This window comes from Bradyrhizobium sp. LA6.1 (assembly GCF_040547805.1).
GTDB classification, from domain to species: domain Bacteria; phylum Pseudomonadota; class Alphaproteobacteria; order Rhizobiales; family Xanthobacteraceae; genus Bradyrhizobium; species Bradyrhizobium barranii.
Genome location: NZ_JBEPQK010000002.1, coordinates 464,758 through 490,706 on the forward strand (window position 1 = coordinate 464,758; position 25,949 = coordinate 490,706).

At 64.6% G+C, this 25,949-nt stretch carries 27 protein-coding genes and 2 tRNA genes; 14 read left to right on the forward strand and 15 right to left on the reverse strand.

Annotation, left to right across the window (positions count from 1 at the left end; all coding sequences use genetic code 11):
• Nucleotides 1-24 precede the first annotated feature (24 nt).
• The 3 genes from ABIB99_RS05800 to ABIB99_RS05810 form a co-directional block, all read right to left on the reverse strand.
• On the reverse strand, nt 25-1,377 hold the full coding sequence (locus ABIB99_RS05800) for a caspase family protein (RefSeq protein ID WP_354175054.1): 1,353 nt from the start codon (nt 1,375-1,377) through the stop codon (nt 25-27).
• A 110-nt stretch (nt 1,378-1,487) separates the two neighbouring features.
• The gene (locus tag ABIB99_RS05805) at nt 1,488-2,126 is read right to left on the reverse strand and encodes a glutathione binding-like protein (RefSeq protein WP_354175055.1); all 639 of its coding nucleotides are present in this window, start codon (nt 2,124-2,126) and stop codon (nt 1,488-1,490) included.
• 12 nt (nt 2,127-2,138) lie between these two features.
• On the reverse strand, nt 2,139-2,732 hold the full coding sequence (locus ABIB99_RS05810) for a cysteine hydrolase family protein (protein WP_354175056.1): 594 nt from the start codon (nt 2,730-2,732) through the stop codon (nt 2,139-2,141).
• Between the two features lie 127 nt (nt 2,733-2,859).
• Here ABIB99_RS05810 and ABIB99_RS05815 point away from each other — a divergent pair, with 127 nt between their 5' ends.
• The 5 genes from ABIB99_RS05815 (at nt 2,860) to lepB (ending at nt 6,434) form a co-directional block, all read left to right on the forward strand.
• Nucleotides 2,860-3,693, forward strand: a complete 834-nt coding sequence (locus ABIB99_RS05815; protein ID WP_071912531.1) for a LysR family transcriptional regulator — start codon at nt 2,860-2,862, stop codon at nt 3,691-3,693.
• A gap of 193 nt (nt 3,694-3,886) precedes the next feature.
• A tRNA-Phe gene (locus tag ABIB99_RS05820) sits at nt 3,887-3,956 on the forward strand.
• Between the two features lie 4 nt (nt 3,957-3,960).
• Nucleotides 3,961-4,026: transfer RNA gene (locus ABIB99_RS05825), tRNA-Asn, on the forward strand.
• Nucleotides 4,027-4,361: 335 nt separating this feature from the next.
• Nucleotides 4,362-5,525, forward strand: coding sequence for a slipin family protein (locus ABIB99_RS05830; RefSeq protein WP_354175057.1), 1,164 nt, complete (start codon nt 4,362-4,364; stop codon nt 5,523-5,525).
• A gap of 162 nt (nt 5,526-5,687) precedes the next feature.
• A complete protein-coding gene (gene lepB, locus ABIB99_RS05835) occupies nt 5,688-6,434 on the forward strand; it encodes a signal peptidase I (RefSeq protein WP_354175058.1) in 747 nt (248 codons plus the stop codon).
• A 121-nt stretch (nt 6,435-6,555) separates the two neighbouring features.
• Here lepB and groL read toward each other — a convergent pair whose 3' ends face one another.
• Both groL and ABIB99_RS05845 read right to left on the reverse strand, forming a co-directional pair.
• Nucleotides 6,556-8,196, reverse strand: a complete 1,641-nt coding sequence (gene groL, locus ABIB99_RS05840) for a chaperonin GroEL (RefSeq protein ID WP_071912538.1) — start codon at nt 8,194-8,196, stop codon at nt 6,556-6,558.
• 44 nt (nt 8,197-8,240) lie between these two features.
• On the reverse strand, nt 8,241-8,555 hold the full coding sequence (locus tag ABIB99_RS05845) for a co-chaperone GroES (protein ID WP_008139213.1): 315 nt from the start codon (nt 8,553-8,555) through the stop codon (nt 8,241-8,243).
• A gap of 378 nt (nt 8,556-8,933) precedes the next feature.
• Between ABIB99_RS05845 and ABIB99_RS05850 the strand changes: the two genes are divergently transcribed.
• Together ABIB99_RS05850 and ABIB99_RS05855 are read left to right on the forward strand one after the other, a co-directional pair.
• The gene (locus tag ABIB99_RS05850) at nt 8,934-9,221 is read left to right on the forward strand and encodes an usg protein (RefSeq protein WP_014494242.1); all 288 of its coding nucleotides are present in this window, start codon (nt 8,934-8,936) and stop codon (nt 9,219-9,221) included.
• A gap of 160 nt (nt 9,222-9,381) precedes the next feature.
• Nucleotides 9,382-9,921 carry a cupin domain-containing protein gene (locus tag ABIB99_RS05855; protein WP_208087553.1) on the forward strand — a complete coding sequence of 180 codons (540 nt, stop codon included), beginning with the start codon at nt 9,382-9,384 and terminating at the stop codon, nt 9,919-9,921.
• Nucleotides 9,922-10,037: 116 nt separating this feature from the next.
• Here the strand turns inward: ABIB99_RS05855 and ABIB99_RS05860 are convergent, their stop codons facing one another.
• Entirely contained in the window at nt 10,038-11,288 is a 1,251-nt protein-coding gene (locus ABIB99_RS05860; protein ID WP_354175059.1) for a NupC/NupG family nucleoside CNT transporter, read from the reverse strand.
• Nucleotides 11,289-11,447: 159 nt separating this feature from the next.
• Here ABIB99_RS05860 and ABIB99_RS05865 point away from each other — a divergent pair, with 159 nt between their 5' ends.
• Nucleotides 11,448-12,686, forward strand: a complete 1,239-nt coding sequence (locus ABIB99_RS05865) for an MFS transporter (protein ID WP_354175060.1) — start codon at nt 11,448-11,450, stop codon at nt 12,684-12,686.
• Between the two features lie 210 nt (nt 12,687-12,896).
• On the opposite strand, the gene ABIB99_RS05870 is transcribed toward ABIB99_RS05865, so the two are convergent.
• The 7 genes from ABIB99_RS05870 to ABIB99_RS05900 all read right to left on the reverse strand — a co-directional run bounded on the left by ABIB99_RS05870 (nt 12,897) and on the right by ABIB99_RS05900 (nt 19,758).
• Nucleotides 12,897-13,655 (reverse strand): SDR family oxidoreductase, encoded by a 759-nt coding sequence (locus tag ABIB99_RS05870; RefSeq protein ID WP_354175061.1) that lies wholly within the window; start codon nt 13,653-13,655, stop codon nt 12,897-12,899.
• A gap of 33 nt (nt 13,656-13,688) precedes the next feature.
• Nucleotides 13,689-14,447, reverse strand: a complete 759-nt coding sequence (locus ABIB99_RS05875) for a proteasome-type protease (protein ID WP_028150003.1) — start codon at nt 14,445-14,447, stop codon at nt 13,689-13,691.
• 114 nt (nt 14,448-14,561) lie between these two features.
• Nucleotides 14,562-14,969, reverse strand: a complete 408-nt coding sequence (locus ABIB99_RS05880; protein ID WP_028154692.1) for a carboxymuconolactone decarboxylase family protein — start codon at nt 14,967-14,969, stop codon at nt 14,562-14,564.
• A gap of 54 nt (nt 14,970-15,023) precedes the next feature.
• A complete protein-coding gene (locus ABIB99_RS05885) occupies nt 15,024-16,223 on the reverse strand; it encodes a flavin-dependent monooxygenase (protein WP_259256940.1) in 1,200 nt (399 codons plus the stop codon).
• A 150-nt stretch (nt 16,224-16,373) separates the two neighbouring features.
• A complete protein-coding gene (locus tag ABIB99_RS05890; protein ID WP_354175062.1) occupies nt 16,374-17,222 on the reverse strand; it encodes a transglutaminase family protein in 849 nt (282 codons plus the stop codon).
• A gap of 168 nt (nt 17,223-17,390) precedes the next feature.
• Entirely contained in the window at nt 17,391-18,335 is a 945-nt protein-coding gene (locus ABIB99_RS05895; protein WP_028150006.1) for an alpha-E domain-containing protein, read from the reverse strand.
• Between the two features lie 4 nt (nt 18,336-18,339).
• The gene (locus tag ABIB99_RS05900; protein ID WP_014494252.1) at nt 18,340-19,758 is read right to left on the reverse strand and encodes a circularly permuted type 2 ATP-grasp protein; all 1,419 of its coding nucleotides are present in this window, start codon (nt 19,756-19,758) and stop codon (nt 18,340-18,342) included.
• Between the two features lie 277 nt (nt 19,759-20,035).
• On the opposite strand from ABIB99_RS05900, the gene ABIB99_RS05905 reads away from it, so the two are divergent.
• The 3 genes from ABIB99_RS05905 (at nt 20,036) to ABIB99_RS05915 (ending at nt 22,046) form a co-directional block, all read left to right on the forward strand.
• Complete coding sequence (locus tag ABIB99_RS05905; RefSeq protein ID WP_354175063.1) at nt 20,036-20,773, forward strand: competence/damage-inducible protein A; 738 nt, start codon at nt 20,036-20,038, stop codon at nt 20,771-20,773.
• Nucleotides 20,774-20,811: 38 nt separating this feature from the next.
• Nucleotides 20,812-21,339: a xanthine phosphoribosyltransferase gene (gpt, locus tag ABIB99_RS05910; RefSeq protein ID WP_028150009.1), complete on the forward strand. Its 528-nt coding sequence runs from the start codon at nt 20,812-20,814 to the stop codon at nt 21,337-21,339.
• A gap of 86 nt (nt 21,340-21,425) precedes the next feature.
• Nucleotides 21,426-22,046 carry a hypothetical protein gene (locus ABIB99_RS05915; RefSeq protein ID WP_208087546.1) on the forward strand — a complete coding sequence of 207 codons (621 nt, stop codon included), beginning with the start codon at nt 21,426-21,428 and terminating at the stop codon, nt 22,044-22,046.
• A 38-nt stretch (nt 22,047-22,084) separates the two neighbouring features.
• On the opposite strand, the gene ABIB99_RS05920 is transcribed toward ABIB99_RS05915, so the two are convergent.
• The gene (locus ABIB99_RS05920) at nt 22,085-22,315 is read right to left on the reverse strand and encodes a hypothetical protein (RefSeq protein WP_354175064.1); all 231 of its coding nucleotides are present in this window, start codon (nt 22,313-22,315) and stop codon (nt 22,085-22,087) included.
• On the reverse strand, nt 22,315-23,337 hold the full coding sequence (locus ABIB99_RS05925) for a methionine synthase (RefSeq protein ID WP_063982455.1): 1,023 nt from the start codon (nt 23,335-23,337) through the stop codon (nt 22,315-22,317). Before ABIB99_RS05925 ends, ABIB99_RS05920 begins: the two co-directional genes overlap by 1 nt.
• A gap of 110 nt (nt 23,338-23,447) precedes the next feature.
• Here ABIB99_RS05925 and ABIB99_RS05930 point away from each other — a divergent pair, with 110 nt between their 5' ends.
• From ABIB99_RS05930 to ABIB99_RS05940, 3 genes are all read left to right on the forward strand, one after another.
• Entirely contained in the window at nt 23,448-24,149 is a 702-nt protein-coding gene (locus ABIB99_RS05930; RefSeq protein WP_354175065.1) for a glutathione S-transferase N-terminal domain-containing protein, read from the forward strand.
• 171 nt (nt 24,150-24,320) lie between these two features.
• Complete coding sequence (locus tag ABIB99_RS05935; RefSeq protein WP_354175066.1) at nt 24,321-24,929, forward strand: 2-hydroxychromene-2-carboxylate isomerase; 609 nt, start codon at nt 24,321-24,323, stop codon at nt 24,927-24,929.
• Nucleotides 24,929-25,903, forward strand: coding sequence for an NADPH:quinone oxidoreductase family protein (locus ABIB99_RS05940; RefSeq protein ID WP_354175067.1), 975 nt, complete (start codon nt 24,929-24,931; stop codon nt 25,901-25,903). The genes ABIB99_RS05935 and ABIB99_RS05940 overlap by 1 nt, the downstream gene beginning before the upstream one ends.
• Nucleotides 25,904-25,949 lie beyond the last annotated feature (46 nt).

The window sequence follows — 25,949 nt, forward strand, 5'->3', positions numbered from 1 at the left end:
GAGGCCGCGCGATGATCGCGCGGCTTAACGCTTGACGAAAACCAGGTTACAGGCCCGCGCCTCGTTGCGCTTACCGCTGCCGCGGGTGCGATCGAACTGCGCGTCGACCGTAAAGGCGTAAGGCGAGCCGGGTGCGAGGTTGTTGAGTGTGTAGGTGCTCGCCCCCGTCGTGCCGCGCGCGCTCAACGTCGTCTTGCCGTCCGCGGGGATCTGGCCGTCGATCTCCAGCCGATTGACCCCGCCCGGACCCTGCACCTCGGCGTGAAACACGCCATTGGTCACGGTGGCGACCAGGGGCCTGGTGAAGCCCTGCGCCTTGCCGGAAGCCGGGCAGTTCAACGTCACGTCCCAGCTGCCGTCAAAATCCTTGCTGCCGGTGGTTCTGGCGTTACCGCTCGGCGCGACCGCCACTTTCTGCTTCAGGCCTTCAATGCGTGCCTTGGCGAGGGTGGCGAAGATGCAGTTCGGGAATCTCGCGAGATGATCCTCAAAGGCACCCAGCGTGCCGATGCCCTCAGCAGCCTTCCAATGCGCCTCTGCGGCCGCGCAGGGATCGGCCTTCGGTGCAGCTTGGGGGGCCGCCGGCGCGACCGTGCCCGTTACAGGCCTGTTCAGGTAGAACTTGCCGATGATCGACAGCGACAGCTCCGGCAGCTGGGTCTTGCCGCTGGAGTCATAGACGTCGCTGCTGATGTCGCGAAAGACGTCGCCGATTTCCTGCGGCTCCTCGATGTGCTTGAGGAACGCGGTCGTGTAGGGGCTGTTGCGGCCGGTGCCGTCGGCGGCAACCTGGCCTGATTGCGTCGAGAATGACACGATCGTGCCGCGCGGCGCCTCGACTTTCGACAGGCCTCGTCCGATCGAGGCGGCGCGCGTCGAGCCGGCAGAGCGCTTCAAGGTTTCGGCCAGCGGATTGTCGCGGCAGGAATCGAGCACGAGGATGCGCAAATTCTTGGCCTGCTGCAGATCGTTCACGATGTCGTCGACCCGCACGAAGCGCTTGAGGTCTGCTTCATCCATCAGCACGGCGTCGACGGGCATCAGATAGTTCACGCCGTTGTACTGCATCGCATGGCCGCTGTAATAGAACATCGCGACATCGGCGCGGCTCGCGGCGCGCGCGAAGCGGATGGTCAGGTCCTGCATGTCGGCCTGACGCAGGTCGATACCCTGGAACACCTCGAAACCGCTGCGCTTGAGCGAGGCTGCGACGTCTTCGGCATCGTGCGACGGGTTGGGTAGCTGCGCCGTAGAGACATAAGCGCCGTTGCCGATCACCAGCGCAACCCGCGTGTCCGCCGATGCGGGACCAAGGCTCAGCCAGAGGGCGAGGAGGGGCAGGAAAAAATGACGCAAAATTCCAGAAGGAGCACGCATGAATGCCTTCCAGGGGAAATATCGAAAAATATCCCCCAGATTAGCGCATGCCGCGTCGGTATCAATGCCCTCGCTGTGGGCCCGTCAGATTTGGCGACCGTGACATCCTGTCACGCCGGGTTTGCCGCCACCGTCTTGCGCAGCTCCATCTCGGTCGCAATCGCATCCCGCACGCTGGGCCGCGCCTGCATGCGCGCAAGATAGGCCGACAGGCTTGGCCATTGCGCGATGTCGACGCCCGCGGGACGGAGCAGCAGCAAGGCCCAGGTGAGGTGGGCATCCGCGACGGTGAAACGGTCACCGACGAGGAATTCGCGGTCCGCGAGATGCGCCGATGGCACCGCCAACGTCTGCGTGATCCTTGCACGCGGCTTGGCGAGTGAGCCGTCGTCCTTGTACCAGAAGGTCGGAAACAGGAATGCCTTGTGGATCTCGGTGCCGATGAAGCTCAGCCATTCCTGCAGGCGGTAGCGGTCGGGATCGCCGAGCCGGGGCGCAAGGCCCGCCTCCGGCTTCGCATCGGCGATGTATTGCAGCACCGCCGCGCTTTCGGTCAGCCGTTCGCCGTTCTCCAGCACCAGGACCGGCACCGCGGCCTTCGGCGACACGCCGCGGAAATCGCCGTCGTCGTCCGCGACCGTCTTGGTCCGGAGATGCACCAGATGATAGCGCGCATCGAGGCCGGCTTCCATCAGCGCGATGCGGCTCGCAAGCGAGCAGGCCATCGGCGAGAAATAGAGCTGCAGCATCGCGTTGCTCCGTTATTTCAGCGCATCGCCGCGCGCGATGATCGCGAAGCGGTCGGATAGCTCGGCGAGCGCAACCTCGTGGATGGTCCGGGCGTCCAGCGTGCCGCCGCGGCCGTCGGGCAGGTCGCGCGTGGCGCAGGCATCGGCGTCAACAGTCGTGCGAAAGCCGAGGTCGAGCGCGGCACGGGCGGTGGAGCTGACGCACATATGCGTCATGAAGCCGGCCAGCACGATGTTCTTCCTGTCGGTTGCGGCAAGGCGCGCCTGCAAATCAGTGCCTGCAAATGCATTGGGCAACTCCTTCTCGATCACCAGCTCGCCGGCACGGGGGCTCAGCTCGGCGACGATGGCGCCGCGGTCGGCGCTGCGATCGAACAGGCTGCCGGCCTTGCCGCGATGGGCGATATGGATGATCGCGGCTCCGCTCTCGCGTGCCCGTGCCAGGAGCGCGGCCGCCCGCGCGATCGCGGGCCGGGCGTCGGGCAAAGCGAGGGGACCAGCGAGATATTCGTTCTGGATATCGATCAGCACCAGCGCGGCGTCGCCAAGACGCGGCGGGTTGAGATCGGCACCGGCGAGCTGCAGCAGGGTCTTTGCGGTCGTCATGGTTTGGAAATCTCCGGGGCAAAAGGCTCGACAAACATAGCCCCGGGAATGCCTGCCGATATGCAGGGATATTGCAGCGGGTGGCTGCGATATTGCAGGCTTCTCCCGGCCGGTATAACCTGACGCAATGAACTGGGACGATCTGCGCATCATCGCTGCCGTCAGGGACGAGGGCACCTACGCGGGCGCCAGCGCGCGGCTGCGCATCGACGAAACCACGGTCGGGCGCAGGCTGTCGCGCATCGAGCGTGCGCTCGGTTTGCGTCTGTTCGAGGCGGCCGACGGCGTCCGCAGGCCGACGCGGAGTTGCGAGGCAGTGCTGGCGCATGTCGAGGCGATGGCCGCACATGCCGCCGAGATCGGTCGCGTCGGCGCGAGCCTGGCAGGTCCGGTGGGCCGCCTGCGCATCGCCTCCACCAACACGTTCGCTGAGGAGGTGCTGTCGCCGCGCGCGAGCGACTTCCTGCGCGCCAATCCCGGCCTGACGCTGCAATTCCTCACCTCGAGCGAGAACGTCAAGTTCTCGCGCTGGGAGGCCGATCTCGCCATCCGGCTGCGCAAACCCGACAAGGGTGACTTCGCGATCTCCAGGCTCGGCGAGATCCGCATTTATTATTTCGAGCCTGTTGCGACCGAGGGCGAGCCGGTGCTGTGCGCCTATCCGGACGAACTCGGTGCCATTCCCGAGATGCAATTCCTGCGCATGAAGCAAGCCCGCGCGCGCTGCGTCACCGACAACGTTCGCGTCATCCGTAACCTGATCCGCGCGCATCGGGCCGCCGGCGTGTTGCCGGAGTATGTTTGCGCGGACTTGCTCGGCGATCGCCGCCTGCGCGCCACGCTGCTGCCGAAGCGGCGCGACGCCTGGCTGCTGGTGCAAAACCACCTCAAGCGCGATCCCGCGACGCGTGTGACGATCGACTGGGTGAGGGCGTGTTTTCAGGAAACGTCGCGCGGTTGACGTCACATCGCATTGTGATCATCGCGTCACAGTGCGGAGTGCGTGACGAAAAATCTTGGCTTTCCCCCTTGCAACCCGAACGTGCTTCGTCTATTAGCGCCCTCCTTCGCTAGGCCATGGGTTCGGGCTCTCTGAGATCCCGACTGGCGCGAGCCGCTCTGCGGTTTCGTGTTCCGCCGAATGAAGGGCAAACGCAGGACGTAGCTCATGGAGAGCGTCGGGTTGAACGCCCGAAGGCATCGGTTCGATTCCGGTCTCTTGCACAAAGGATAGCTCAGTTTGGTAGAGCAGATGATTGTTAATCATCGTGACGCGGGTTCGAATCCCGCTCCAGCGCTCCGTTTCAGCCTGAAAAGCTGATACCTCTGACGAGGACCGGACGCGCGCTTCAGTCGCAGTCCGGCCGTTTTGCCGAAAGGCTTTCCGTCCGAACCTAGACACTGTGAGACCGGTTTTGCGCCGCTGGTCGATACCGCTTGCGCTGATGCCGGGTGGCTCCGCATGACCGCTCGACACGCGTCGAGCGATCGCGCGCGTGCGCCCGTCATCATGCAAGCTCAAGCCCCGGCCCGCTGATTTCCCGGGAAGCGTCGTCCGCGTCCTCACGTCCTTTGCAAACGAAACCTGTTGTCCGGCATCCGGCCGGGCGCAAACGAAGGAGGTGTGCCATGACATCTAAAGAGACCTGGCACTTGCTGATGTTGAACGTGACGGTGAAGGATGGCGAGCGTGCGTTGCTCACGCGCAACGGACAGCTCGTGCGCGTGCTCGCGCCCGGCAAGCATCGCTTGTTCGATCCCCTGCACGAGCTGAAGGCCGAGGTGCTCGACGTGGTGCGCAGCGAATTCCCCGCGGATCGCTACGCGGTGCTGAAGGCCGCGCGGCCTGATCTGGCCGCTGAGCTGTTCGAGGCGATCGAGACCAAGGCGGACGAGATCGCCATCGTCAGCCTCGACGGCCGGCCCGTGCATCTGATGACGCCCTGGCAGGTGCGCGTCTACTGGAAGGTCGCGACCCGCATCGATGTCGAGCGCATCGATGTGTCCGCCGATCCCCGGGTTGGCGCGCGGCACCTGACCATGATCGAGCGCAACCGCTCGACCGTCGTGATGGAAGCGGTGGTCGAGAACCACGAGGCGGGCCTGCTCTATGTCGAGGGCCGGCTCGTGGAGCGGCTTGCGCCCGGCCGGCACGCCTTCTGGACCGTCGGCCGCAAGATCGAGGTGAAGCGCCTCGACCTGCGGCCCCAGGCGGTCGAGATCACCGCGCAGGAGATGCTGACCAGGGATCGCATCGCGCTGCGGGTGACGCTGACGGCGTTCCGCAGGATCGTCGATCCCGAGCGCACGGTTGCGACCGTGCCCGACGTGGATGCGTGGCTGTATCGGCTGGTGCAGTTCGCGATCCGCGAGGCGGTGGCGGGCCGGACGCTGGACGAGGTGCTGTCTGCGAAGGCGGCGCTGGATGCGGAGCTGCGCGACTATGTGCGGGCACGCGTCGCGGAGTCCGGCGTGGAGGTGACCGAGCTCGGCGTCAAGGATGTGATCCTGCCCGGCGAGATCCGGGAGCTGGTGAACAAGGTGGTGGAGGCGGAGCGGGTCGCGAAGGCGAACCTGATCCGCCGGCAGGAGGAGACCGCGGCGACGCGTTCGCTCCTGAACACCGCCCGCCTGATGGAGGAGAACCCCCTGCTGCTGCGGCTCAAGGAGCTGGAGTCGCTGGAGCGGCTGGTCGAGAAGGTCGGCCGCATCGACCTCCATGCCGGCAACGGCGAGGGCCTCGATGCCCTCCTGACCCGGCTCGTGCGCCTGAAGGCGCCCGAGAGCGCATGAAGCAGAAGGGCCGCCCACGGGCGGCCCTTCACATTTCCATTGTCGACGCTTGCGATGAACGCGTGCGCGCGCCTGTGCGACCAAACCATGAGTGGGTATTGCACGCGCGCGAAGGTTGCGTAATCTCACGGTGACGACCACAATCTCGATCATGGCAAGCGAATGACCACTCTTCAGCAAACGATCCGCCCCACGGCCCGGCCGCGGGAATGGAAAGCGATCGTCGTCCTGATCCTGTTGATCCCGGTGCTGTGGTCGCCGCCGTTCCTGTTTCGCTTCTTCCTGTATCAGCCGTTCAACATCCCGTCGGGTTCGATGGCACCGACGCTGATGGTCGGCGACTACGTCTTTGCCGCCAAATATGCTTATGGCTACGGTCGCTATTCCTTTCCTTTCGCGCCGTCCTGGATCTCGGGCCGTGCCTTTGCCGCCGAGCCCGAGCACGGTGACGTCGTCGTGTTTCGCGCGCCAAAGGACACCTCGGTCGACTACGTCAAGCGCGTGGTCGGGCTGCCCGGCGACCGCATCCAGATGCGGCAGGGACAGCTTGTTCTCAATGACAGACCGGTGACGCGCGTCGCGCTCGCAAACGGGCTCGCCGGCACCGCCTGCGGTCTGGATGGCAGCGTCAAGGTCAAGCGCTGGCGCGAGACGCTGCCCAATGGCAATTCCTACATCACCTACGACTGCGTCGAGACCGGCTACTACGACAACACCAATGTCTACACCGTGCCGCCCGGCCATTTCTTCGTGCTGGGCGACAACCGCGACAACTCGAGCGACAGCCGCGTGATGGCAACGATGGGTTTCATCCCGATGGACAACCTCGTCGGGCGGGTGACCCGGATCTTCTGGTCGCTCGATGAAGACGGCGAGCCGCACATGGAGCGGCTGGGGAAGGTCTGGTGACAGGCCCCGTCATTCCGGGCTCGCGCTCCGCGCGCCCCGGAATGACGGGGGAGAGAGTTTGCCTAAAACAAAAACCCCGGCATCGCTGCCGGGGTTTCGTAGTTCTTGAGGTGGCCGGACCTTAGAAGTCCATGCCGCCCATGCCGCCGCCCGGGGGCATCGCCGGACCGGCGCCGCCCTTCTTGGGCAGCTCGGCGACCATGGCTTCCGTGGTGATCAGGAGCGCGGCAACCGAGGCTGCGTTCTGGATCGCGGTACGGACCACCTTGGTCGGGTCGATGATGCCCTTGGTGACCAGGTTGACGTACTCGCCGGTCTGGGAGTCGAAGCCGTAAGCGTAGGTCTTGTTCTCCAGGATCTTGCCGACGATCACCGAACCGTCTTCACCGGCGTTGATCGCGATCTGGCGAGCGGGAGCCGACAGCGCCTTGCGCACGATCTCGACGCCGGTCTTCTGGTCGTCGTTCTTGGTGCGCAGACCCTTGAGCTGCTCGGAGGCACGGAGCAGAGCGACGCCGCCGCCCGGGACGATGCCTTCCTCGACCGCCGCGCGGGTCGCATGCATCGCGTCATCAACGCGATCCTTGCGCTCCTTCACCTCGACCTCGGTCGCGCCGCCGACGCGGATCACCGCGACGCCGCCTGCGAGCTTGGCGAGACGCTCCTGGAGCTTCTCACGGTCGTAGTCCGAGGTGGTCTCCTCGATCTGCGCCTTGATCTGGGCCACGCGCGCCTCGATGTCGGCCTTCTTGCCGGCGCCGTTGACGATCGTGGTGTTCTCCTTGTCGATCATCACCTTCTTGGCGCGACCGAGCATGTTGAGCGTGACGTTCTCGAGCTTGATGCCGAGATCTTCCGAGATCGCCTGGCCGCCGGTCAGGATCGCGATGTCCTGCAGCATGGCCTTGCGGCGATCGCCGAAGCCCGGAGCCTTGACGGCCGCGACCTTCAGACCACCGCGCAGACGGTTGACGACGAGGGTCGCGAGAGCTTCGCCCTCGACGTCCTCGGCGACGATCACCAGCGGCTTGCCGGTCTGCACCACGGCCTCGAGCAGCGGCAGCAGCTCGTTCAGCGAGGAGAGCTTCTTCTCGTTGATGAGGATGTAGGCGTCGTCCATCTCAACGCGCATCTTGTCGGCGTTGGTGACGAAGTAGGGCGAGATGTAGCCGCGGTCGAACTGCATGCCCTCGACGACGTCGAGCTCGGTCTCGAGTGACTTGGCTTCCTCGACGGTGATGACACCCTCGTTGCCGACCTTCTTCATGGCGTCGGAGAGGAACTTGCCGATTTCGGCATCGCCGTTGGCGGAGATGGTGCCGACCTGGGCGATCTCGTCGTTCGAGGTGACCTTCTTGGAGTTCTTGACGAGGTCGGCGACCACGGCTTCCACGGCCAGGTCGATACCACGCTTCAGGTCCATCGGGTTCATGCCGGCGGCAACCGACTTTGCGCCTTCACGAACGATCGCAGCCGCGAGCACGGTTGCGGTGGTGGTGCCGTCGCCGGCCGCGTCAGCCGACTTGGAGGCGACTTCGCGCACCATCTGCGCGCCCATGTTCTCGAACTTGTCGTCGAGCTCGATCTCCTTGGCGACGGTGACGCCGTCCTTGGTGATGCGGGGAGCGCCGAACGACTTGTCGAGGACGACGTTGCGGCCCTTGGGGCCGAGCGTCACCTTGACGGCGTTGGCGAGGATGTCGACGCCACGCAGCATCTTGTCGCGTGCATCGACGCCGAATTTGACTTCTTTAGCTGACATCTGGATTTTTCCTTAGGTGTTTAGCTGGTGGGGAGAGGGGGCTCTTAGGCCGCCTTCTTCTTGGAAGCGGGGACGTCGAGGACGCCCATGATGTCGCTTTCCTTCATGATCAGCAGGTCGACGTTGTCGATCTTGACCTCGGTGCCGGACCACTTGCCGAACAGCACGCGGTCGCCGACCTTCAGGTCGATCGGGATCAGCTTGCCAGCTTCGTCGCGGCCACCGGGGCCGACGGCGACGACTTCGCCCTGCGAGGGCTTTTCCTTGGCAGTGTCGGGAATGATGATGCCGCCGGCGGTCTTCTCTTCTGCGTCGATACGCTTGACCACGACGCGGTCGTGAAGCGGACGGAATTTCATGCAGTCCTCCTAAGTAGTTGCACGGTATGGGAATTTTTTGGCGTTAGCAGTCTGTGCCAGCGAGTGCTAGCACAGGCGAGGCTGAAATAGGACAGGAATTTTGCGGGGGCAAGGGCTTCTAGCAGAAAATTCGGCACTCTGAAGGCCCGGGTGCCAGAATCTCTTTACCATCGTTAACCCGCCCGGTGACCGTATTAGCACGGAGCCGTCTCTGCTGCTAAAGCATTGAATTTCAACAGCTTGTTAAACTTTTGGGCTTGAGATGGATTGTCAGTTTGCGTCACATTTCTCTCATGTGAGCGCATCAGTACCGGGTGGCTCGTAAGGCGCACACCGACCAAGCCGCCCCTTGAATGCGCTCCTGCAAAGGAGGTTGGCATGGGCTTGCGGAGTGGGGGCGTTTCCGAAGATTTCCGGAAACAGCTTTTGGGTTACGGGCTGACGACGGCGCAAATTCTCTATCGAATGCCCGATCATCCCTCGCTTCTCCAGACCTACGTCTGGCAGAACTACGACATGTTTCCGAAATTTCCGGCGCTGAAGGATTTCCTGGCGTTCTGGCAGGAGAAGCTCGACGGTCCGCTCCATTCGGTGACCGTCGCGCATTCCAAGCTGATCAAGCCGGCCGAGCTGCGCGCCGTGGATGGCGTGTTCCGGCTGCATTGAACAGCGCGCCGGCATCGTAGAGTGGGTAAAGGCGCGCTCGCGCCGTGCCTACCATCTCTCCACGATTGCATCTGGCAATGGTGGGCACGCTTTCGCTTTGCCCACCCTACGATATCTCGTTCTGTGCTAGCCTCCGCCTATAACAACAGGGAGGCGACCCATGGCCAAGAAAACAAAATCGCGCAGTGCAGCCCAGGCCGCAGTGAAGAAGCGGAGCGGAGCCAAGGCCGTGGCACGATCCTCGGCGCGCAAGGCGGTGAAGGCGAAGGCGCGCACGACACCGGCAAAGGCCGCTCCGAAAAAGGCCGCCCGTCCCAAGCAGCGCATCGCCATCAGTCATCACCGCGAGGAAGACTTCAAGGCCGACGGCCTGCGCGCCTACGCAAAGTATCGCGACCTCGGCATCGCCGAAGCCAGCCACGGCCTCGCGCAAGCCCACGTGATCCGCCTGCAAGGCCCCTGCGATCCGAACGAGGTGTCGAAGCTGCACTTCCACGACGTCGAATTCCAGATGGTCTACGTGCTCAAGGGCTGGGTGAAGACCTACATGGACGGTCAGGGTGAGACCTTGATGAAGGAAGGCAGCGCCTGGACCCAGCCGCCGAAGATCAAGCACATGATCCTGGATTATTCGGATGACGTGGAACTGCTGGAGGTGATCCTGCCGGCGGAGTTCAGGACGGTGGAGTTGAAGGCCTGATGTCATTCCGGGGCGCGCGCAGCGCGAGCCCGGAATCAATTTCTCCGCATGTGCTGATGCCCGATGGATTCCGGGCTCGCCGCTTCGCGGCGCCCCGAAATGACGGTGGAGAGAGCCTAACTCAACACCCCCACCACCGCGCCCATCAAACACGTCGTCAGCGTCCCCGACACGATCGACTTCAATCCCAGCGCGTTGATCTCCTCGCGCCGCTCCGGCGCCATCACCCCTAAGCCGCCGATCATGATGCCGAGGCTGGCGAAATTGGCGAAGCCGCACATTGCGTAGAGCATGATCAGGCGCGAGCGCGGATCGAGCGTATCGGGCGGCAGTTTTGAGAAGTCGACATAGGCGATCAGCTCGTTGAGCACGGTCTTGGTGCCCATCAGGCTGCCGGCGGTCACCGCCTGGTCCCAGGGCAATCCCATCAGCCAGCACACCGGCGCCATCACGAGGCCGAGCAGGCGTTGCAGCGAGATCGCGGCGCCGCCGATATTGGGCAGCAGTCCGAGGACGGCATTGACGAGATAGACCAGTGCCACCAGCACCAGCAGCATGGCGACGATGTTGATCAGCAGTTCGATCCCCGCGCTCGTCCCCTTGACGATCGCATCCATCGGGCCGGAGACGTCCATCTCAGGATCCTCCAGCGCGCCGCCGGTGCGCTTGTCTGACGTCTCCGGCACCATGATCAGGCTGACGAGGATCGCGGCCGGCGCGCCCAGCACTGAGGCGATGACGAAATGCGCGGCGGCATCGGGAATGAGCGGCGCCAGCAGCGTCGCATAGAGCACCAGCACCGTGCCGGCGATGCCGGCCATGCCGCCGGTCATCACCAGGAACAATTCGCTGCGGGTCATCTGCGCCAGATAGGGCCGCACGAACAGCGGCGCCTCGACCATGCCGAGGAAGATGTTGGCCGCGGTCGAGAGCCCGACCGCGCCGCCGACGCCCAGCGTCCGCTCCAGCAGCCAGGCCATGCCGCGCACGATCGGCGGCAGCACGCGCCAGTAGAACAAGAGCGTCGTCAGCACGCTCATGACCAGCACGATCGGCAGCGCCTGGAACGCGAGGATGAAATCGGCGCCCGGCACCTTCAGATCGAAGGGCAGGGGACCGCCGCCGACATAGCCGAACACGAAAGAGGAGCCGGCGCGCGAGGCCGCCGAGATCGCGCCGACCGTGTCGTTGATGGCGCCGAAGGCGCGCGCGACGACGGGCACCTTTAGGAGCACGACCGCGGTGACGAAGGTTGCGACAAGCCCGATCGCTGCTTGGCGAGCCGAGGCCGCGCGGCGATTCTCGCTCAGCACCCAGGCGATCGATAGCAATGCGAAAACGCCGAGTGCCGATTGCAGCCGAAGCATGATATCCCCAAACCCTCAATGATTATGGCCGCGCGTGCGTTGCAAACGCAATGCCGGAAGGCCGCCGGATCCGCCCGCTGTTGACAAGCAGGTCTGCGTCAGCCACGCGGGGCAGGTCGAAATCAGGGGGCGGACGGTCCAAGCGTGACCCAAGAGGCGATGACAGAGCAGCCGATATCCTCGAATCCGCCGGTCACCGCCCGCGCACTTCTCTCCCACCGCGCCTTCCTGTTCTTCCTGCTCTCGCGCAGCCTGTCGCGCTTTTCCAGCCAGATCGCGGCGGTCGCGATCGGCTGGCAGATTTATGATCTCACCGGCTCGGCCTTCGACCTCGGCATGGTCGGCCTCGTGCAATTCCTGCCCACCGCGCTTCTGGTGTTCGTCGCCGGCCACGCCGCCGACCGTTTCGAGCGCAGGCGCGTGGTCCAGCTCTGCCAGCTCGTGGAAGCCGCGACCGCGCTCTATCTCGCAATCATCACCTATCTCGGCCTGGTCAGCGAGGTGCAGATCTTCATCGCGACCTTCGTGCTCGGCATTGCCGGCGCCTTCGAGAGCCCGACCACCGCGGCTCTCTTGCCGCAGATCGCGCCGCAGGGATCGCTCCAGCGCGCAACCGCAGTCGCCAGCGGTGCGGGGCAGGTCGCAACCATCACCGGGCCGGCGCTCGGCGGCTTTGCCTACGCGGTCGCGCCGCATCTTGCCTATGCCGTGATGCTGCTGTTCTGGATTCTCGGGATGATTTTGACCGGCTTCATCCGGCCGCGTCCGCAGGCGGTCTCCAAGGAGGGGACGGACGCCGACAACATCTTCGCCGGCGTCCGCTTCATCCGCAGCAACCCGGCGATCCTCGGCACCATCTCGCTCGATCTGTTTGCCGTGCTGTTCGGCGGCGTCACCGCGCTGTTGCCGATCTATGCCCGCGACATCCTCCAGACCGGTCCGATGGGGCTCGGGATCTTGCGCGCCGCGCCCGCGGTCGGTGCGCTGCTGATGACCATGGTGCTGGCGCGTCACGCCATCTCGCGGCATGTGGGCCTGCGCATGTTCCAGGCTGTGATCGTGTTCGGCGTCGCCACGGTCGTGTTCGCGCTGTCGTCGTGGATGTGGCTGTCGGTGTTGTCGCTCGCCATTCTCGGCGCGGCCGACACGATCAGCGTCGTGATCCGCTTCTCGCTGGTGCAGCTCTCAACCCCCGACGAGATGCGCGGCCGGGTCGGCGCGGTGAACTTCCTCTTCATCAACGCCTCCAACCAGCTCGGCCAGTTCGAGAGCGGCGTCGCAGCCGCGCTGCTCGGCGCGATGCCTGCTGCCGTGCTCGGCGGCGTCTGCACCGTCGCGGTCGCGCTGCTGTGGATGAAGCTGTTTCCGAGCCTGCGGCAGGTGGAGAGTTTGGAGTAGGGCTCCGCTCTATCATCCGTCGTTGCGAGGAGCAAAGCGACGAAGCAATCCAGAATCTCTCCGCGGAAACACCCTGGATTGCTTCGCTGCGCTCGCAATGACGATTGTGGAGGCAGCGCGGGGATTTAGCCGACGTCACCGCGTTTGCCAAAGGCAAGTCGCAACCCCACGCCGCCTACTGTGCATGGGGTTGTTTTTCACTTTTTTAGTTCAGCCCCGTCCGACAAACGGCATCTTGGTGGCCATGACGGTCATCGTCAGCACGTTGGCATTGAGCGGCAGGCCGGCCATGTAGGCGACGGCGTCGCCGACCGCCTTGGCGTCCATGCGCGGCTCGTGCTTGGTCGTGCCGTCGGGCTGCAGCACGCCGGGGCCGTTGACCATGCGATCGGTCATGGGCGTGGCGGCATTGCCGATGTCGACCTGGCCGACCGCGATGTCGTACATGCGGCCGTCGAGGTTCGAGGCCTTGGTGAGGCCCGTGATGGCGTGCTTGGTCGAAGTGTAGGCCGCCGAGAACGGCCGCGGCGCGTGCGCCGAGATCGAGCCGTTGTTGATGATGCGGCCGCCGCGCGGGCTCTGGTCCTTCATGATGCGGAAGGCGTGCTGGGTGCACAGGAACGGGCCGGTGAGGTTGGTGTTCACCACCGCCTGCCACTGCTCGAGGCTGAGATCCTCGAAGTTCACCGCCGGCGCGCCCATGCCGGCATTGTTGAACAGCACGTCGAGCCGGCCGTAGGTCGCCTTCACCTTGTCGAACAGCGCGGCAATGGAGTCCGGCTTGGTCATGTCGGCGGTGACGCACAGGCTCTTGCCCGCGGGGCCGAGCTTCGCGGTCTCCTCGAGCATGTCGAGCCGGCGCCCGACCAGCACCACGGTGAAGCCGATGTTCATCAACGCCAGCGACGCCGCGCGCCCGACACCGGTGCCCGCGCCCGTCACCACTGCGATCTTGTTTGCTTCACTCATCGTTTCCTGCCTTTTCTCTCTTCAAGTTGGCTGTCAGGTTTTTGGTTCTTTTTCGTTCTTGTAGGGCGGCCGCGGAATGTTCTGATGCGCCGCGCGCAAGGCCGCCGACCAGCGCGAGCGCAGGTCGTGGAAATAGGGCTCGCCCGCCTCGATGCGGTGGTTGAGATCGGCATCGCAGGCGTCTGCGCGCACCACCAGCACGTCGATCGGCAGGCCGACGCCGAGATTGGAGCGCATGGTCGAGTCCATCGAGATCAGGCCGGTCTTCAGCGCCTCGTACAGCTCGACGTCGTAATGCATGGCGCGGTCGAGCACCGGCTTGCCGTATTTGTGCTCGCCGATCTGCAGGTAGGGCGTGTCCGTGGTGCACTCGATGAAATTGCCGGCGGTGTAGACCATGAACAGGCGCATGCGCGCGCCCTTGATCTGGCCGCCGAACAGGAAGGAGACGTCGAAGGAGACGTCTTCGGATCGCAGCGCCGGGCCTTCGGTCGCGTGCACCGCCCGGATCGCCCGGCCGATGCGCTGAGCGGCCTGGAACATGGTCGGCGCGTTCATCAGCGTCTCGACCTCGCCCGTGGTGGGGTCCTCCAGGCCTTCGGTCAGCGTCGACAGCACCGACTGGCTGATGGCGAGGTTGCCGGCGCTGGCGATAGCCATGATGCGGTCGCCGGGTTTGGAGAAGATGTGGAGCTTGCGGAAGGTCGAGACATTGTCGAGCCCGGCATTGGTTCGGGTGTCGGCGATCATCACCAGACCGTCCCGAACCAGGATTCCGCAACAATAGGTCATTTCCCGTCCCCGAACGCGTTTGCGCGGAATTACTAGCCAATTTCGGGGAGGCATGAAACCCCCGATTCCCCGGGGGAGGTCGTCATTCTCCGGCGAAACAGCTATCTCTGCCGCTCAGTCAGCGGCATCGACGAGAAACGCCTCGTCGACGGGGACGCCGAGCGCCGTGACCAGCCGGTTGGTCTCCGCGGCCATGCCGACGATGGCGAGCATCTCGCCATATTCGGCCTCGGTCATGCCCTTGGCCCGTGCGCCCGCGGTGTGCGAATGGATGCAGTAGCTGCAGCCATGCGCGATCGAGACTGCGACATAGAGCATTTCCTTGATCTTGGGATCGAGCGCGCCGGGTGCCATCACCTCCTTGATGCTCTCCCAGGTCCGCCGCAGCGTCTTCGGATCATGCGCCAGCGCGCGCCAGAAATTGTTGACGAAGTCCGACTTCCGCACCTTGCGGATATCGTCGAAAACGGCGCGCGCCTCGGCGGAGAGTTCATCGTCCGAAAGCAGCTTTACGGTCGCCATGGGGTACCTCGCGGGGTCAGGTCTGATCCCGCGAGTGTAGCACGGCTCGAGCACTCAGCCGGCATGCCCGGCCGAACGACGCAAGGCCAGCTTGCCGACATCGACATATTGCCGCTGCTGCGCGTGAGCGTGCTGAGCTGCGACGTGAAGGTCGCGCAGGCGCCGCTGCAGCGGCGAGCTGTCATAGACCACGCTGGCGCCGGCCAGCGCAAAGCAGGCATCCGCGATGCCGACGCAGGTCGTGGCGAGCCAGGTCGCGGACCGGGCCCCCTCGATCATGAGGTCTTCGTCGTTCAGCGTTCCCGCCAGCGCGTGACGCCAGTGGCTGGCGGCCTGGACCTCATGAAACGCTTGCGCGGCCCCGAGGTCGGCGGAGATCCGGCCGAGATCGTACTGGAAGATCTCGGACTCCCGCATCGGCACGGCCGCGTACAATTGCTGCCTTCCGGTGCCCGCCAGCGCGAGCAGGTCATCGACGGTGCCCTCGGCCATGCCTACCGTGAATGCGCCGTGCACCAATGGCAGCCATTGGCGCAGCGCCCGATAGAGCGGACCCGACTGGCGCGGGGCGGCATCGAGATCGAAGAAATTGGCCTCGGGAACCAGCGTCTCCCGCAGCGTGACGTGATGGCTGCCGGTGCCCTTGAGCCCCGCCGCGTGCCAGGTGTCCTCGATCTCCCAGTCGCGCGCCGGCAACACAACGACGCGAAGCAGCGGCTTGCCCTGCGGGCCGGGGACCGGCTTGCCGTTTTCGGTGACAATGCAGAACCCGCCGATCCAGTCGGCGTGCGTGCAACCGCTGGCGAACGGCCAACGACCTTTGACGCGATAACCGTCGGCCACGCGCTCTGCCGTTCCACCCGGTTGGGATGAGCCGCAGATCGCCGTATCGGGTCCGTCCTGATAGATGCGCTGGTACAATTCCGGGGGTGACGCTGCGACGAAGAGGCTGCTGGCTCCGGCGACAGTCGCGATCCAGCCGATCGAGCCGTCGAGACGGGCCAGTGCCTTGATGACCTCCAGTCCGGCCGGAAAATCCAGCTCCAGCCCGCCATGGCTCCGCGCAACGAACATCCGGAAGAGTCCGATCGACCGCAGCCGTTCCACGAGGTCGGGCGGGACGCGGCGTGCGGCTTCGATCTCCGCGGCGCGGGCCTTGATCTCGGGAGCCAACTCCCGGATCCCCGCAAGCATGTCCTGGTGGGGATCGCGCAGGGGCACGGAATGCTTCTTGTTCTTTTCGTGAAGCCGCATCTGTCTCAACCTCTGTTGCGGAAACGGATCACAACGGAGGTTGAAGAGATGGCGCTACGGGACGGTTTCAGCGCGGGCCGTCGTCGATTACAGCTGTAACGCTGCGACGTGATTGCGCCGCGGATGCCTCGTGACGAGATACCGCCGCGCCTAGCTCTGCCGCTGTGACTGCGACTGCGATTGCCCGCCGCGGCCGGCCTGCTCGACCTTGACCGCGACCGTCAGCGTCTCCGCACCGCCGCCATAGCGGGTGCCGCGCACGGGGGCTGCGCCGAGATAGTCGAGCCCGATCGCAACGCGGACATGGGCGTCGGTGGTGCAGATGCAGTTGGCGGGATCGAAGCCGACCCAGCCGAGACCGTCGACGTAAGCTTCTGCCCAAGCATGGCCGGCATCCTGGTGCACCGTGCCGTCCGAGCGCAGGAAATGGCCGGAGACGAAGCGCGCCGGCACGCCGCCACTGCGGGCGCAGGCGATGAAGATATGCGCGTAGTCCTGGCAGACGCCGCGCTTGAGCGTGAACGCTTCCGCCGCCGAGGTGCCGCTGTTGGTCGGATCCTCGTCGAAGGTCATGTGATCGCTGATTTGCGTCATCAGCGTGTGCAGGAAGCCGAGCGTGTCGCTCTCGGCCTCGCTGCGCAACTGCCGCGCGACCGCCGTCATCGCCGGATTGACGGTGGTGAGGTCGGTGGCGCGCAAGAACATGCCGGCCGGAAAGCGCTCGTCGGCGCCGCGCAGCACGCCGCCGGTGTCGTGAGTCTCGATCAGGCCCTCGGCGGTGATCTTGATGTCGCCGACGGGTCCGCAGGACAGCACATGGGTGACGTTGCCGAAGGCGTCCTCATGGGTGTCGAGCTTGGTGTCGGTCGAGACGTCGATCTGCCACTCCGCCACATATTGCCCGTCATGGCTGCCGGGCGTCATGCGCAGGATCTGGATCACGCTGGCGGCCGGCGGCTCGTAGCGATAGGTCGTGGTGTGCAGGATTCGCAGGCGCATGGTGGACCGTGAAGTTAGTGGTTAGACCGCTGCCTATTGCGAAGAAGCTCGTCATGCCCGGGCTTGTCCCGGGCATCCACGATCTTCCTCGCCGCGCAAAAGCAAGAACGTGGATGGCCGGGACAAGCCCGGCCATGACGATATCCCGTTTTCGTCAGCCGGGGGACATCAGATCAAATACTGCTTTGTGATGATTTCGCCCAGCCTGGAATTGTCCGTGATGAATTCCTGAATGAATTCATGCACGCCGTGCTGGAAAATGTCGTTCATATTGCTGTGTTCCAGCCGGTTGCGGATGCCGCGGGCATGGCGCTGGGCGGGGCCCTGGCGGCCATAGGCGACGCCGATCTGGTCGAGATTGCGCACGAGATTGCCGTAGCAGCTTGCCAGCGAGCGCGGCAGCGTGTCGTTGAGGATGAGCAGGTCCGCAATCAGCCACGGCTTCAGCGTCTCGCGATAGACCCAGTGATAGGCCGTCAGCGCCGAGACCGAGCGCAGGATCGAGCTCCACTGATAGAAGTCGAGCGGGCCGCCGACATGCTCCTCCTCGGGCAGCAGCACATGGTACTTCACGTCGAGGATGCGCGCGGTGTTGTCGGCGCGCTCCAGATGCACGCCCATCCGCGAGAACCAGTAGGCATCGTTGCGCAGCATGGTCCGGTAGGCCGAGCCGTCGAAGCGCAGCGAAGTCTCCTGCACGAAGCGCAGGAATTTTGCGAGATCCTCGCGCGTGGAGGTGCCCTTGCTCCAGACCTCCTGGAGTTCGATCCAGGCCGAGTTGATGGTGTCCCACATCTCGCTGGTGAGCGCGGTGCGCACCGAGCGCGAGTTCAGCCGCGCCGCCTCGATGCAGTTCCTGATCGATGATGGATTGCTTGCCGAGAACGAGAGGTAGTCGACGACGTTGTGCTCGTTGGCGACTTCGTATTGCTGATAGAAGCTCGCGGCGACGCCGGCGGTGAGAAGCGCCGAGTCCCATTCATTGGTCTTGCCGATATAGGCGGCGGGAAGCGCGGTGACGCGCAGCGTCGCATCGATGGTGCGCGCGAGATACTCGGCCCGTTCGACATAGCGGGCGAGCCAGTAGAGGTTTTCGGCGGTACGCGACAGCATCTGACTACTCGTCCAGGATCCAGGTGTCTTTGGTGCCGCCGCCCTGGCTCGAATTCACCACCAGGGAGCCTTCCTTGAGCGCGACCCGTGTCAGCCCGCCGGGCACGATCGTGGTGCTCTTGCTGCCGGTGAGCACGAAGGGGCGCAGGTCAACGTGGCGTGGCGCGAGGCCGCTTGCCGTACAGGTCGGGCAGGTCGAGAGCGCCAGCGTCGGCTGCGCGATAAAGCCTTCCGGCTCGCGCTTGAGCTTTTCGCGGAAGGCCTCGATCGTCGCTTTCGTCGCGGCGGGGCCGATCAGCATGCCGTAACCGCCGGAGCCGTGGACTTCCTTGACGACGAGTTCGCCGAGATTATCGAGCACATAGGCAAGGTCCTTCGGCTCGCGGCAACGCCACGTCGGCACGTTCTTCAGGATCGGCTCCTCGCCGAGATAGAATTTCACGATGTCCGGCATGTAGGAGTAGATCGCCTTGTCGTCGGCGATGCCGGTGCCGACCGCGTTGGCGAGCGTGATGTTGCCGGCCGCATAGGCCGACATCAGCCCGGGCACGCCGAGCACGGAGTCGGGGCGGAAGGTGAGGGGGTCGATGAAATCGTCGTCGACGCGGCGATAGATCACGTCGATCCGCTTCACCCCCTCGGTCGTTCGCATGAACACTTCGTTGTTCTTGACGATGAGGTCGCGGCCTTCGACCAGTTCGATGCCGAGCTTGTCGGCAAGGAAGGAGTGCTCGTAGTAGGCCGAGTTGTAGACGCCGGGCGTGAGCAGGGCGACCGTCGGCTCGCCGGAGGCGCCTTGCGGCGCCACCGAACGCAGGGCGGAGAGCAGCTCGTCCGGATAGCGTTCGACCGGCGCCACCCTGTGGCGGGCGAACAGGTCCGGAAACAACCGCATCATGATCTCGCGGTTTTCCAGCATGTAGGACACACCCGACGGCGTACGGGCATTGTCCTCCAGCACGATGAAGTCCTCGGCATCGACCCGGACGATGTCGATGCCGGCGATGTGCACGTAGACGTCGTGCGGCACCTGCTGGCCGTTCATCTCGGGGCGGAACACCGGGTTCTGGAAGATCAGGTCGTCGGGCACGACCTCGGCGCGCAGGATGTCGCGGCCATGATAGATGTCGCGCAGGAACATGTTGAGTGCGCGCACGCGCTGCTTCAGGCCCTTCTCCAGCAGCGCCCATTCCTTGCCGGACATGATTCGCGGGATCACGTCGAAGGGGATCAGGCGCTCGGTGGATTCGGAATCGCCATAGACGGCAAAGGTGATGCCGATGCGGCGGAACAGGAGCTCGGCCTCCTGGCGGCGATATTCGAGCGCCTCGGGAGGCGTCTCCTTGAGCCAGCGCGCCAGCTCCTGATAGGCGGGGCGAAGGTCCCCGCCGGGAATGTTCATTTCATCAAACGCGACTGCCATAGATCCCGACTTGTCTCCGCAAGGCATTGCGCCATTCGACAGGTCGTCAGGCCTTGGTGAAGACCGCAACGTCCTGGCCATGCGGCAAGAGTGCATGACTCTGAGGAGGTAGCAAGGGCTGGGCCAGCGCGATAAGCATGGAGTTGTGGCATTTGCCGGGGACAGCCGGGAGGGTGCCTCAAAAAATGGCTGAGGACTGCTTATTTCGGCAGCAAAACCGCGTGACTTCAACGCGTTACCTCGGCAAAGTCGGGCCGACAGGTGAGGGACTTAAGGTATGAGCGACATCGTCACGGCGGGCATTCTGGTCATCGGGGATGAAATCCTGTCCGGCCGCACCAAGGACAAGAATATCGGCTTCATCGCCGAATACCTGACCAATATCGGCATCGACCTGAAGGAAGTCCGGGTCGTCTCCGACGACGAGGACGACATCATCGCGGCGTTGGATGCACTGCGGCATCGCTACGCCTATGTCTTCACCACCGGCGGCATCGGGCCAACCCATGACGACATCACCGCCGACAGCGTCGCCAAGGCGTTCGGCGTCGGCATCGACCACCATCCGGATGTCGTCGCCCGCTTCCGCGAGCGCTGGAGCGAGCAGGACCTCAACGAGGCCCGCCTGCGCATGGCCCGCATCCCCGACGGCGCCGAGCTGATCCAGAGCGCGACCATCCTCGCCCCCGGCTTCAAGATCGGCAACGTCATCGTGATGGCAGGCGTGCCCTCGATCATGCAGGCGATGATGGACATCGTCTCGCCCAAGCTGAAGTCGGGCGTGCGCATGCTGTCCGAATCGGTCCGCGCCAATGCGCGGGAGGGTGACATCGGCAGCCCGCTGCGCGCGATCGCCGCCGCCCATCCCGACACCATCATCGGCAGCTATCCGTTCATGGACGAAGATCAGAAGCCGAACACCAATCTGGTGGTGCGCTCGCGCGACGCGGACAAGCTGGCAGCGGCGATGGCGGCGGTGAAGGAAATGCTGGCGGGATTGAACATCACCCGGTAGCAGAATGGCTGCCGGATGAAGATTGGCAGGAGACAACAATGGCTGGCGAAGCACCGGAACTGAGCGCGCAGGAGCGGGCCGGCAAGGCCTTTCCTGTTTCGTGGGACCAGTTCCACCGCGACTGCCGGGCGCTGACCTGGCGGCTCAACGAGGTCGGCCCGTTCCACGCCGTCATCGCGATCACCCGCGGCGGGCTGGTGCCGGCCGCGATCGTGGCGCGCGAGCTCGGTGTCCGCATCATCGATACGGTCTGCATCGCCAGCTACGACCACGACAAGCAGGGCGAGCTCCAGGTCCTCAAGGGCATGTCCGAGGCGGCGATGAAGCTCGGCGGCGGCACCGGCAAGGGGCTTCTGATCGTCGACGACCTCGTCGACACCGGCAAGACCGGCAGGCTGGTGCGCGACATGCTGCCCGATGCGCATTTCGCCACCGTCTACGCCAAGCCGAAGGGACGCCCGCTGGTCGACACCTTCATCACGGAGGTCTCGCAGGACACCTGGATCTTCTTCCCCTGGGACACCGCGCTGTCCTACCACCCGCCGCTGCGCGACGGCGCGGCGTGAGGGAAGCGACGAAGCAAGCCAGACTATTTCCGCAGACGCATTTCTGGATTGTCTCGCTTCGCTCGCAATGACAGGTGGAGGTGGCCATGCCCCTGCAAAACCGTGTCACGCCGACCGGCGACATCATCGCCACGCCGCACCGTGGCCTGTTCACCGGCAATCGCGGCATCATTCATGATCCCGCGACCAGGACGCTGCTCAAGAAGCGGTGGTCGTCGCCGGCCTGGCTCACCTGTGTTTGCGAATTCCGCGGCCGCCGTCGCGAGGTGATGACGACGCATAGCTGGACCGAGCTGTTCTTCCTCGACGAGGCCACCGCGCTCGCCGCCGGCCATCGCCCCTGCTTCTACTGCCGCCGTGACGATGCCAATCGCTTCCGGGCTGCGTGGGAGAAGGGCAACCGCGTCCGTGATGTCCGCATGCACGATATCGACACGGTGCTGCACCACGAGCGGCTCGATCACGGCAAGAAGCGGCTTCATGCGCTGCTGGTGCCGCTCGACCAGCTTCCAGACGGCGCGATGCTGCAGCAGGGCGAGGAAAGCTTTCTGCTGATGCAGGGCGGGGCGCTGCTGTGGTCGACGGCGGGTTATGTTGAAGGCGCGCGAGAGCTTGACGATGCGCGGTTGCTGACCCCGCCATCGACGCTGCGCGCGATGAGCGCCGGCTATGAGGTCACATTGCACCCTAGCGCGCACCGCGCCTGACCGTCCCCGCAAGGGGGAGGGAACGCAGCGAGCGTGGGCTATTTCAGCGGGCGCCCTTGCTCATCCACTGTCGTCCGTGCATCGCGCAGCGCCCATTCGCGGATGACCTGACGGCAGCGGGTGAGCTCAGCCTCGGTTGCCGTACCCGTATCCTTTGACGCACGCTCGACCATGGCCTTGCAATTCAGCAGCACGGAGCGATCCTCCGCGCGCACAGCGAATGTGATCCCCGCAAGAGCCGTGACGACGAGTGCCGTTCGGAGCACCATCACCCCAGCTTCTCGCGCGCCAGCGCGGCACCGGCGCCGAGCGCCATCAGCTTGGCCTCGGCGATCTCCCGCCGCATCGGCGCCATGCCGCAATTGGTGGTGGCGATGATGTTGCTCTTGGGAACGAACTTCGACACCGCGTCGATCACCTGCACGACGTCCTCGGCCGTCTCCACCGTGTCGCTGGCGACGTCGATCACGCCGGCCTGCACGATCTTGTTTTTCAGCAGCGCCAGCAAATCGAGCGGCACCTTGGAATTACGGCACTCGATCGCGACCTGCTGGATCGGGCTCGCGTCGATCGCCGGAAAGATCTGCTCGTACTGCCGCCACTGTGCGCCGAGCGTCTCCTTCCAGTCGGTGTTGGCCTTGATGCCGTAGCCGTAGCAGATGTGCACGGCGGTGGCGCAGGTCAGCCCCTGCGCGGCACGCTCCAGCGCCTTGATGCCCCAGTCGTTGACCTCGTCCATGTAGACGTTGAAGGCGGGCTCGTCGAACTGCACGAGATCGACGCCGTCGGCCTGCAATGCCTTGGCTTCCTCGTTGAGGAGATCGGCGAAGGCAAAGGCCATCTTGACGCGATCACCGTAGTAACGGTCCGCAATCGTGTCGATGATGGTCATCGGGCCGGGCAGGGTGAACTTCAGCTTCTTCTTCGTGTGCGTGCGCGCCACGCGCGCCTCGTCGGCATGGACACGACCCTTGAGCTGAAGCGGCGCGACCACCTGCGGCACCATCGCCTTGTAGCGGTCCTTGCGAATGCCCATCTCGACCTTGTGGGCGAAATCGATGCCGTCGATCTTCTCGAGGAAGCCGTGCACGAAATGCTGGCGGGCCTGCTCGCCCTCGGTGACGATGTCGATGCCCGCATCCTCCTGGACCTTGACGGCGAGCATGGTCGCATCACGCTTGGCGCGGAGAAGCTCGTCGCCTTGCGACTTCCAGGGTGCCCAGAGCATGTTCGGCTCGGCGAGCCATTCCGGCTTCGGCAAGGAGCCGGCGATCGTGGTTGGAAACAGCATGGCGGCTCTCCCGGCAGGTTGTGTTGCGCCCCTTCCTGCCATGTCTTAACGTCAAGGTACAGAACAACAAAAGTCGCTCTCTATTCCATTGGCGACGACAGGGAAGGGCGATGATCGACCTCTTTTATGCGCCGACGCCGAACGGCTGGAAAATCTCGATCATGCTGGAGGAACTCGGGCTCCCCTATAACGTGAAGCCGGTCAATATCCGCGCCGGCGAGCAGTTCAGCCCCGAATTTCTGGCGGTCTCCCCGAACAATCGCATTCCCGCGATCGTCGACCACGCACCCGCCGACGGCGGTGCGCCGTTCTCGGCGTTCGAGACCGGCGCGATCCTGATTTACCTCGCGGAAAAGACCGGCCGCTTTCTGGCCAGCGATCTGCGCGGCCGCTCGACGACCATCCAGTGGGTGATGTGGCAGATGGCGGGCCTCGGGCCGATGCTCGGCCAGCACGGCCATTTCGCGCTGTATGCGGCGGAAAAGATCCCTTATGCGATTGAGCGTTACCGCGACGAGGCCGCGCGGCTCTATGGCGTGCTCGACCGGCAGTTGGCCAAGACCGGCGCCTATGTCGCCGGCGACTATTCCATCGCGGACATCGCCTGCTTCCCCTGGACCATGACCCACAAGGCGCAGGGCTTTACGCTCGACGACTATCCGAACGTGAAACGCTGGTACGCCGAGGTGCGCGCACGGCCGCAGGTGCAGGCGGGGCTTGCGATCGGCAAGTTCGTGAAGGAGCCGTTCGACGAGGAATCACGCAAGATCATGTTCGGCCAGCGTGCCAGGGAAGTGCTGGGAAAGAAGTAGGCTGCTCGCCCCATCGTCATTGCGAGGAGCGAAGCGACGAAGCAATCCAGACTGGTTCCGCGGAAAGATTCTGGATTGCTTCGCTTCCGCCGTCGCTCTTCGAGCTATGGCGGACAAGTCGCTCGCAATGACGGGGATAGAGCACGACAAACAAGACGCAAAGGAAACGCCATGATTGAATTCTTCTTCGACTGTTCCAGCCCCTGGACCTACCTCGCCTTCCACAACATCCAGCCGCTGGCAAAGGAGCTGGGGGCCGAGATCATCTGGCGGCCGATCCTGGTCGGCGGCATCTTCAACACGGTCAATCCGAGCGTCTACGCGCAGCGCGAGACGCCGGTGCCGCTGAAGGCGCGCTACATGAAAAAAGACCTCGCCGACTGGTCGCGCTCGGCCGGCCTCGCGATCAAGATGCCGCCGACGGTGTTCCCGGTGAACAGCGTGAAGGTCATGCGCGGCTGCATCTGGCTGGGGAAAGACATGGTGCCGTTCGCCACTGCCGTGTTCGAGACCTATTGGGGCGGCGACAAGGACATCTCGCAGGACGCCGTGCTCGCCGAGATCTGCAGGAAGGTCGGTGTCGACGAGCAGAAGTTCTTTGCCGGCATCTCCGAGCAGGCAATCAAGGACCAGCTCAAGACCAACACGGAAGAGGTCGTGGCACGCGGCGGCTTCGGCTCACCGACGATCTTCGTGGGCAAGACCGACATGTACTTCGGCAACGACCGCCTGCCGCTGATCCGCGAGGCGCTCGAACGCAGCAAGGCGAGTGCGGCCTGATGGTGCGGGCTGTCGTCTGCCGCGCGCTCGGCGCGCCCGAGACGTTGCGGCTGGAGGAGTTTCCGTCGCGCGCCGTCAAACCGGGTGAGGTGCGCGTTGCGATCCGCGCCGCCGGATTGAACTTTCCGGACGTGCTGATGGCGGCCGGCGAATATCAGCTCAAGCCCGAGCTGCCGTTCACGCCCGGCATGGAGGCCGCCGGCGACGTCACCGAGGTGGGCGCAGAGGCAAGCGGCGTGTCCGTCGGCGACAAGGTCATCGTGAAGATGCGCCATGGCGCCTTCACCGACGAAGCGGTGGTGACGCCGACGCAGCTTGTGCCGATGCCGTCGACGTTCGACTACGCGGAAGGTGCGACCTATCTGGCCGGTCACGGCACCGCCTATCACGCGCTGATCGATCGCGGCCGGGTCATGCCGGGCGAGGTGTTGCTGGTGCACGGCGCCGGCGGCGGCGTGGGGCTTGCCGCGGTCGAGATCGGCAAGATGCTGGGCGCAACCGTGATCGCGACCGCCTCCAGCGACGAGAAGCTCGCCATTGCGAAATCGCGCGGCGCCGATCATCTCGTGCGCTACGATCGGGAGCCGTTTCGCGATGCCGTCAAGCGCATCACCGACGGCCGTGGCGCCGACGTCGTGTTCGATCCCGTCGGCGGCGAGGTGTTCGAGAACTCGATGCGCTGCATTGCCTGGGGCGCACGGCTGCTGGTGATCGGCTTCACCGGTGGCATCGGCTCGGCGAAGACCAACCTGCTGCTGATCAAGGGCGCCAGCGTGCTCGGCGTGCGTGCGGGTGAGGCGGTACGGAAGAATCCCGCGCTCGGCGAGGTGCGGCTCAAGGCGCTGCTGCAATGGGCGGAGGAGGGCAAGCTGCGCCCCAACGTCTCGCACCGCCTGCCGCTTGGGGATTATGCCAAAGCGATGCGATTGCTGATCGACCGCAAGGCGATCGGGCGTGTGGCGCTGGTGATGTGATTCGGTCGCGGTCGTAGACCGGCTTCCAGGCTTTAATGCAAACGAC

Coding starts and splice junctions, on each gene's coding strand:
- ABIB99_RS05870 (WP_354175061.1), bottom strand. CDS start 13,655: ATGAGTGAAGCAAACAAGATCGCAGTGGTGACGGGCGCGGGCACCGGT.
- ABIB99_RS05855 (WP_208087553.1), top strand. CDS start 9,382: ATGGCCAAGAAAACAAAATCGCGCAGTGCAGCCCAGGCCGCAGTGAAG.
- ABIB99_RS05885 (WP_259256940.1), bottom strand. CDS start 16,223: ATGCGGCTTCACGAAAAGAACAAGAAGCATTCCGTGCCCCTGCGCGAT.
- ABIB99_RS05895 (WP_028150006.1), bottom strand. CDS start 18,335: ATGCTGTCGCGTACCGCCGAAAACCTCTACTGGCTCGCCCGCTATGTC.
- ABIB99_RS05935 (WP_354175066.1), top strand. CDS start 24,321: ATGATTGAATTCTTCTTCGACTGTTCCAGCCCCTGGACCTACCTCGCC.
- gpt (WP_028150009.1), top strand. CDS start 20,812: ATGGCTGGCGAAGCACCGGAACTGAGCGCGCAGGAGCGGGCCGGCAAG.
- ABIB99_RS05875 (WP_028150003.1), bottom strand. CDS start 14,447: ATGACCTATTGTTGCGGAATCCTGGTTCGGGACGGTCTGGTGATGATC.
- ABIB99_RS05860 (WP_354175059.1), bottom strand. CDS start 11,288: ATGCTTCGGCTGCAATCGGCACTCGGCGTTTTCGCATTGCTATCGATC.
- ABIB99_RS05805 (WP_354175055.1), bottom strand. CDS start 2,126: ATGCTGCAGCTCTATTTCTCGCCGATGGCCTGCTCGCTTGCGAGCCGC.
- ABIB99_RS05940 (WP_354175067.1), top strand. CDS start 24,929: ATGGTGCGGGCTGTCGTCTGCCGCGCGCTCGGCGCGCCCGAGACGTTG.
- ABIB99_RS05925 (WP_063982455.1), bottom strand. CDS start 23,337: ATGCTGTTTCCAACCACGATCGCCGGCTCCTTGCCGAAGCCGGAATGG.
- ABIB99_RS05800 (WP_354175054.1), bottom strand. CDS start 1,377: ATGCGTGCTCCTTCTGGAATTTTGCGTCATTTTTTCCTGCCCCTCCTC.
- ABIB99_RS05845 (WP_008139213.1), bottom strand. CDS start 8,555: ATGAAATTCCGTCCGCTTCACGACCGCGTCGTGGTCAAGCGTATCGAC.
- ABIB99_RS05880 (WP_028154692.1), bottom strand. CDS start 14,969: ATGGCGACCGTAAAGCTGCTTTCGGACGATGAACTCTCCGCCGAGGCG.
- ABIB99_RS05900 (WP_014494252.1), bottom strand. CDS start 19,758: ATGGCAGTCGCGTTTGATGAAATGAACATTCCCGGCGGGGACCTTCGC.
- ABIB99_RS05920 (WP_354175064.1), bottom strand. CDS start 22,315: ATGGTGCTCCGAACGGCACTCGTCGTCACGGCTCTTGCGGGGATCACA.
- lepB (WP_354175058.1), top strand. CDS start 5,688: ATGACCACTCTTCAGCAAACGATCCGCCCCACGGCCCGGCCGCGGGAA.
- ABIB99_RS05830 (WP_354175057.1), top strand. CDS start 4,362: ATGACATCTAAAGAGACCTGGCACTTGCTGATGTTGAACGTGACGGTG.
- ABIB99_RS05850 (WP_014494242.1), top strand. CDS start 8,934: ATGGGCTTGCGGAGTGGGGGCGTTTCCGAAGATTTCCGGAAACAGCTT.
- ABIB99_RS05930 (WP_354175065.1), top strand. CDS start 23,448: ATGATCGACCTCTTTTATGCGCCGACGCCGAACGGCTGGAAAATCTCG.
- groL (WP_071912538.1), bottom strand. CDS start 8,196: ATGTCAGCTAAAGAAGTCAAATTCGGCGTCGATGCACGCGACAAGATG.
- ABIB99_RS05915 (WP_208087546.1), top strand. CDS start 21,426: ATGCCCCTGCAAAACCGTGTCACGCCGACCGGCGACATCATCGCCACG.
- ABIB99_RS05815 (WP_071912531.1), top strand. CDS start 2,860: ATGAACTGGGACGATCTGCGCATCATCGCTGCCGTCAGGGACGAGGGC.
- ABIB99_RS05905 (WP_354175063.1), top strand. CDS start 20,036: ATGAGCGACATCGTCACGGCGGGCATTCTGGTCATCGGGGATGAAATC.
- ABIB99_RS05890 (WP_354175062.1), bottom strand. CDS start 17,222: ATGCGCCTGCGAATCCTGCACACCACGACCTATCGCTACGAGCCGCCG.
- ABIB99_RS05810 (WP_354175056.1), bottom strand. CDS start 2,732: ATGACGACCGCAAAGACCCTGCTGCAGCTCGCCGGTGCCGATCTCAAC.
- ABIB99_RS05865 (WP_354175060.1), top strand. CDS start 11,448: ATGACAGAGCAGCCGATATCCTCGAATCCGCCGGTCACCGCCCGCGCA.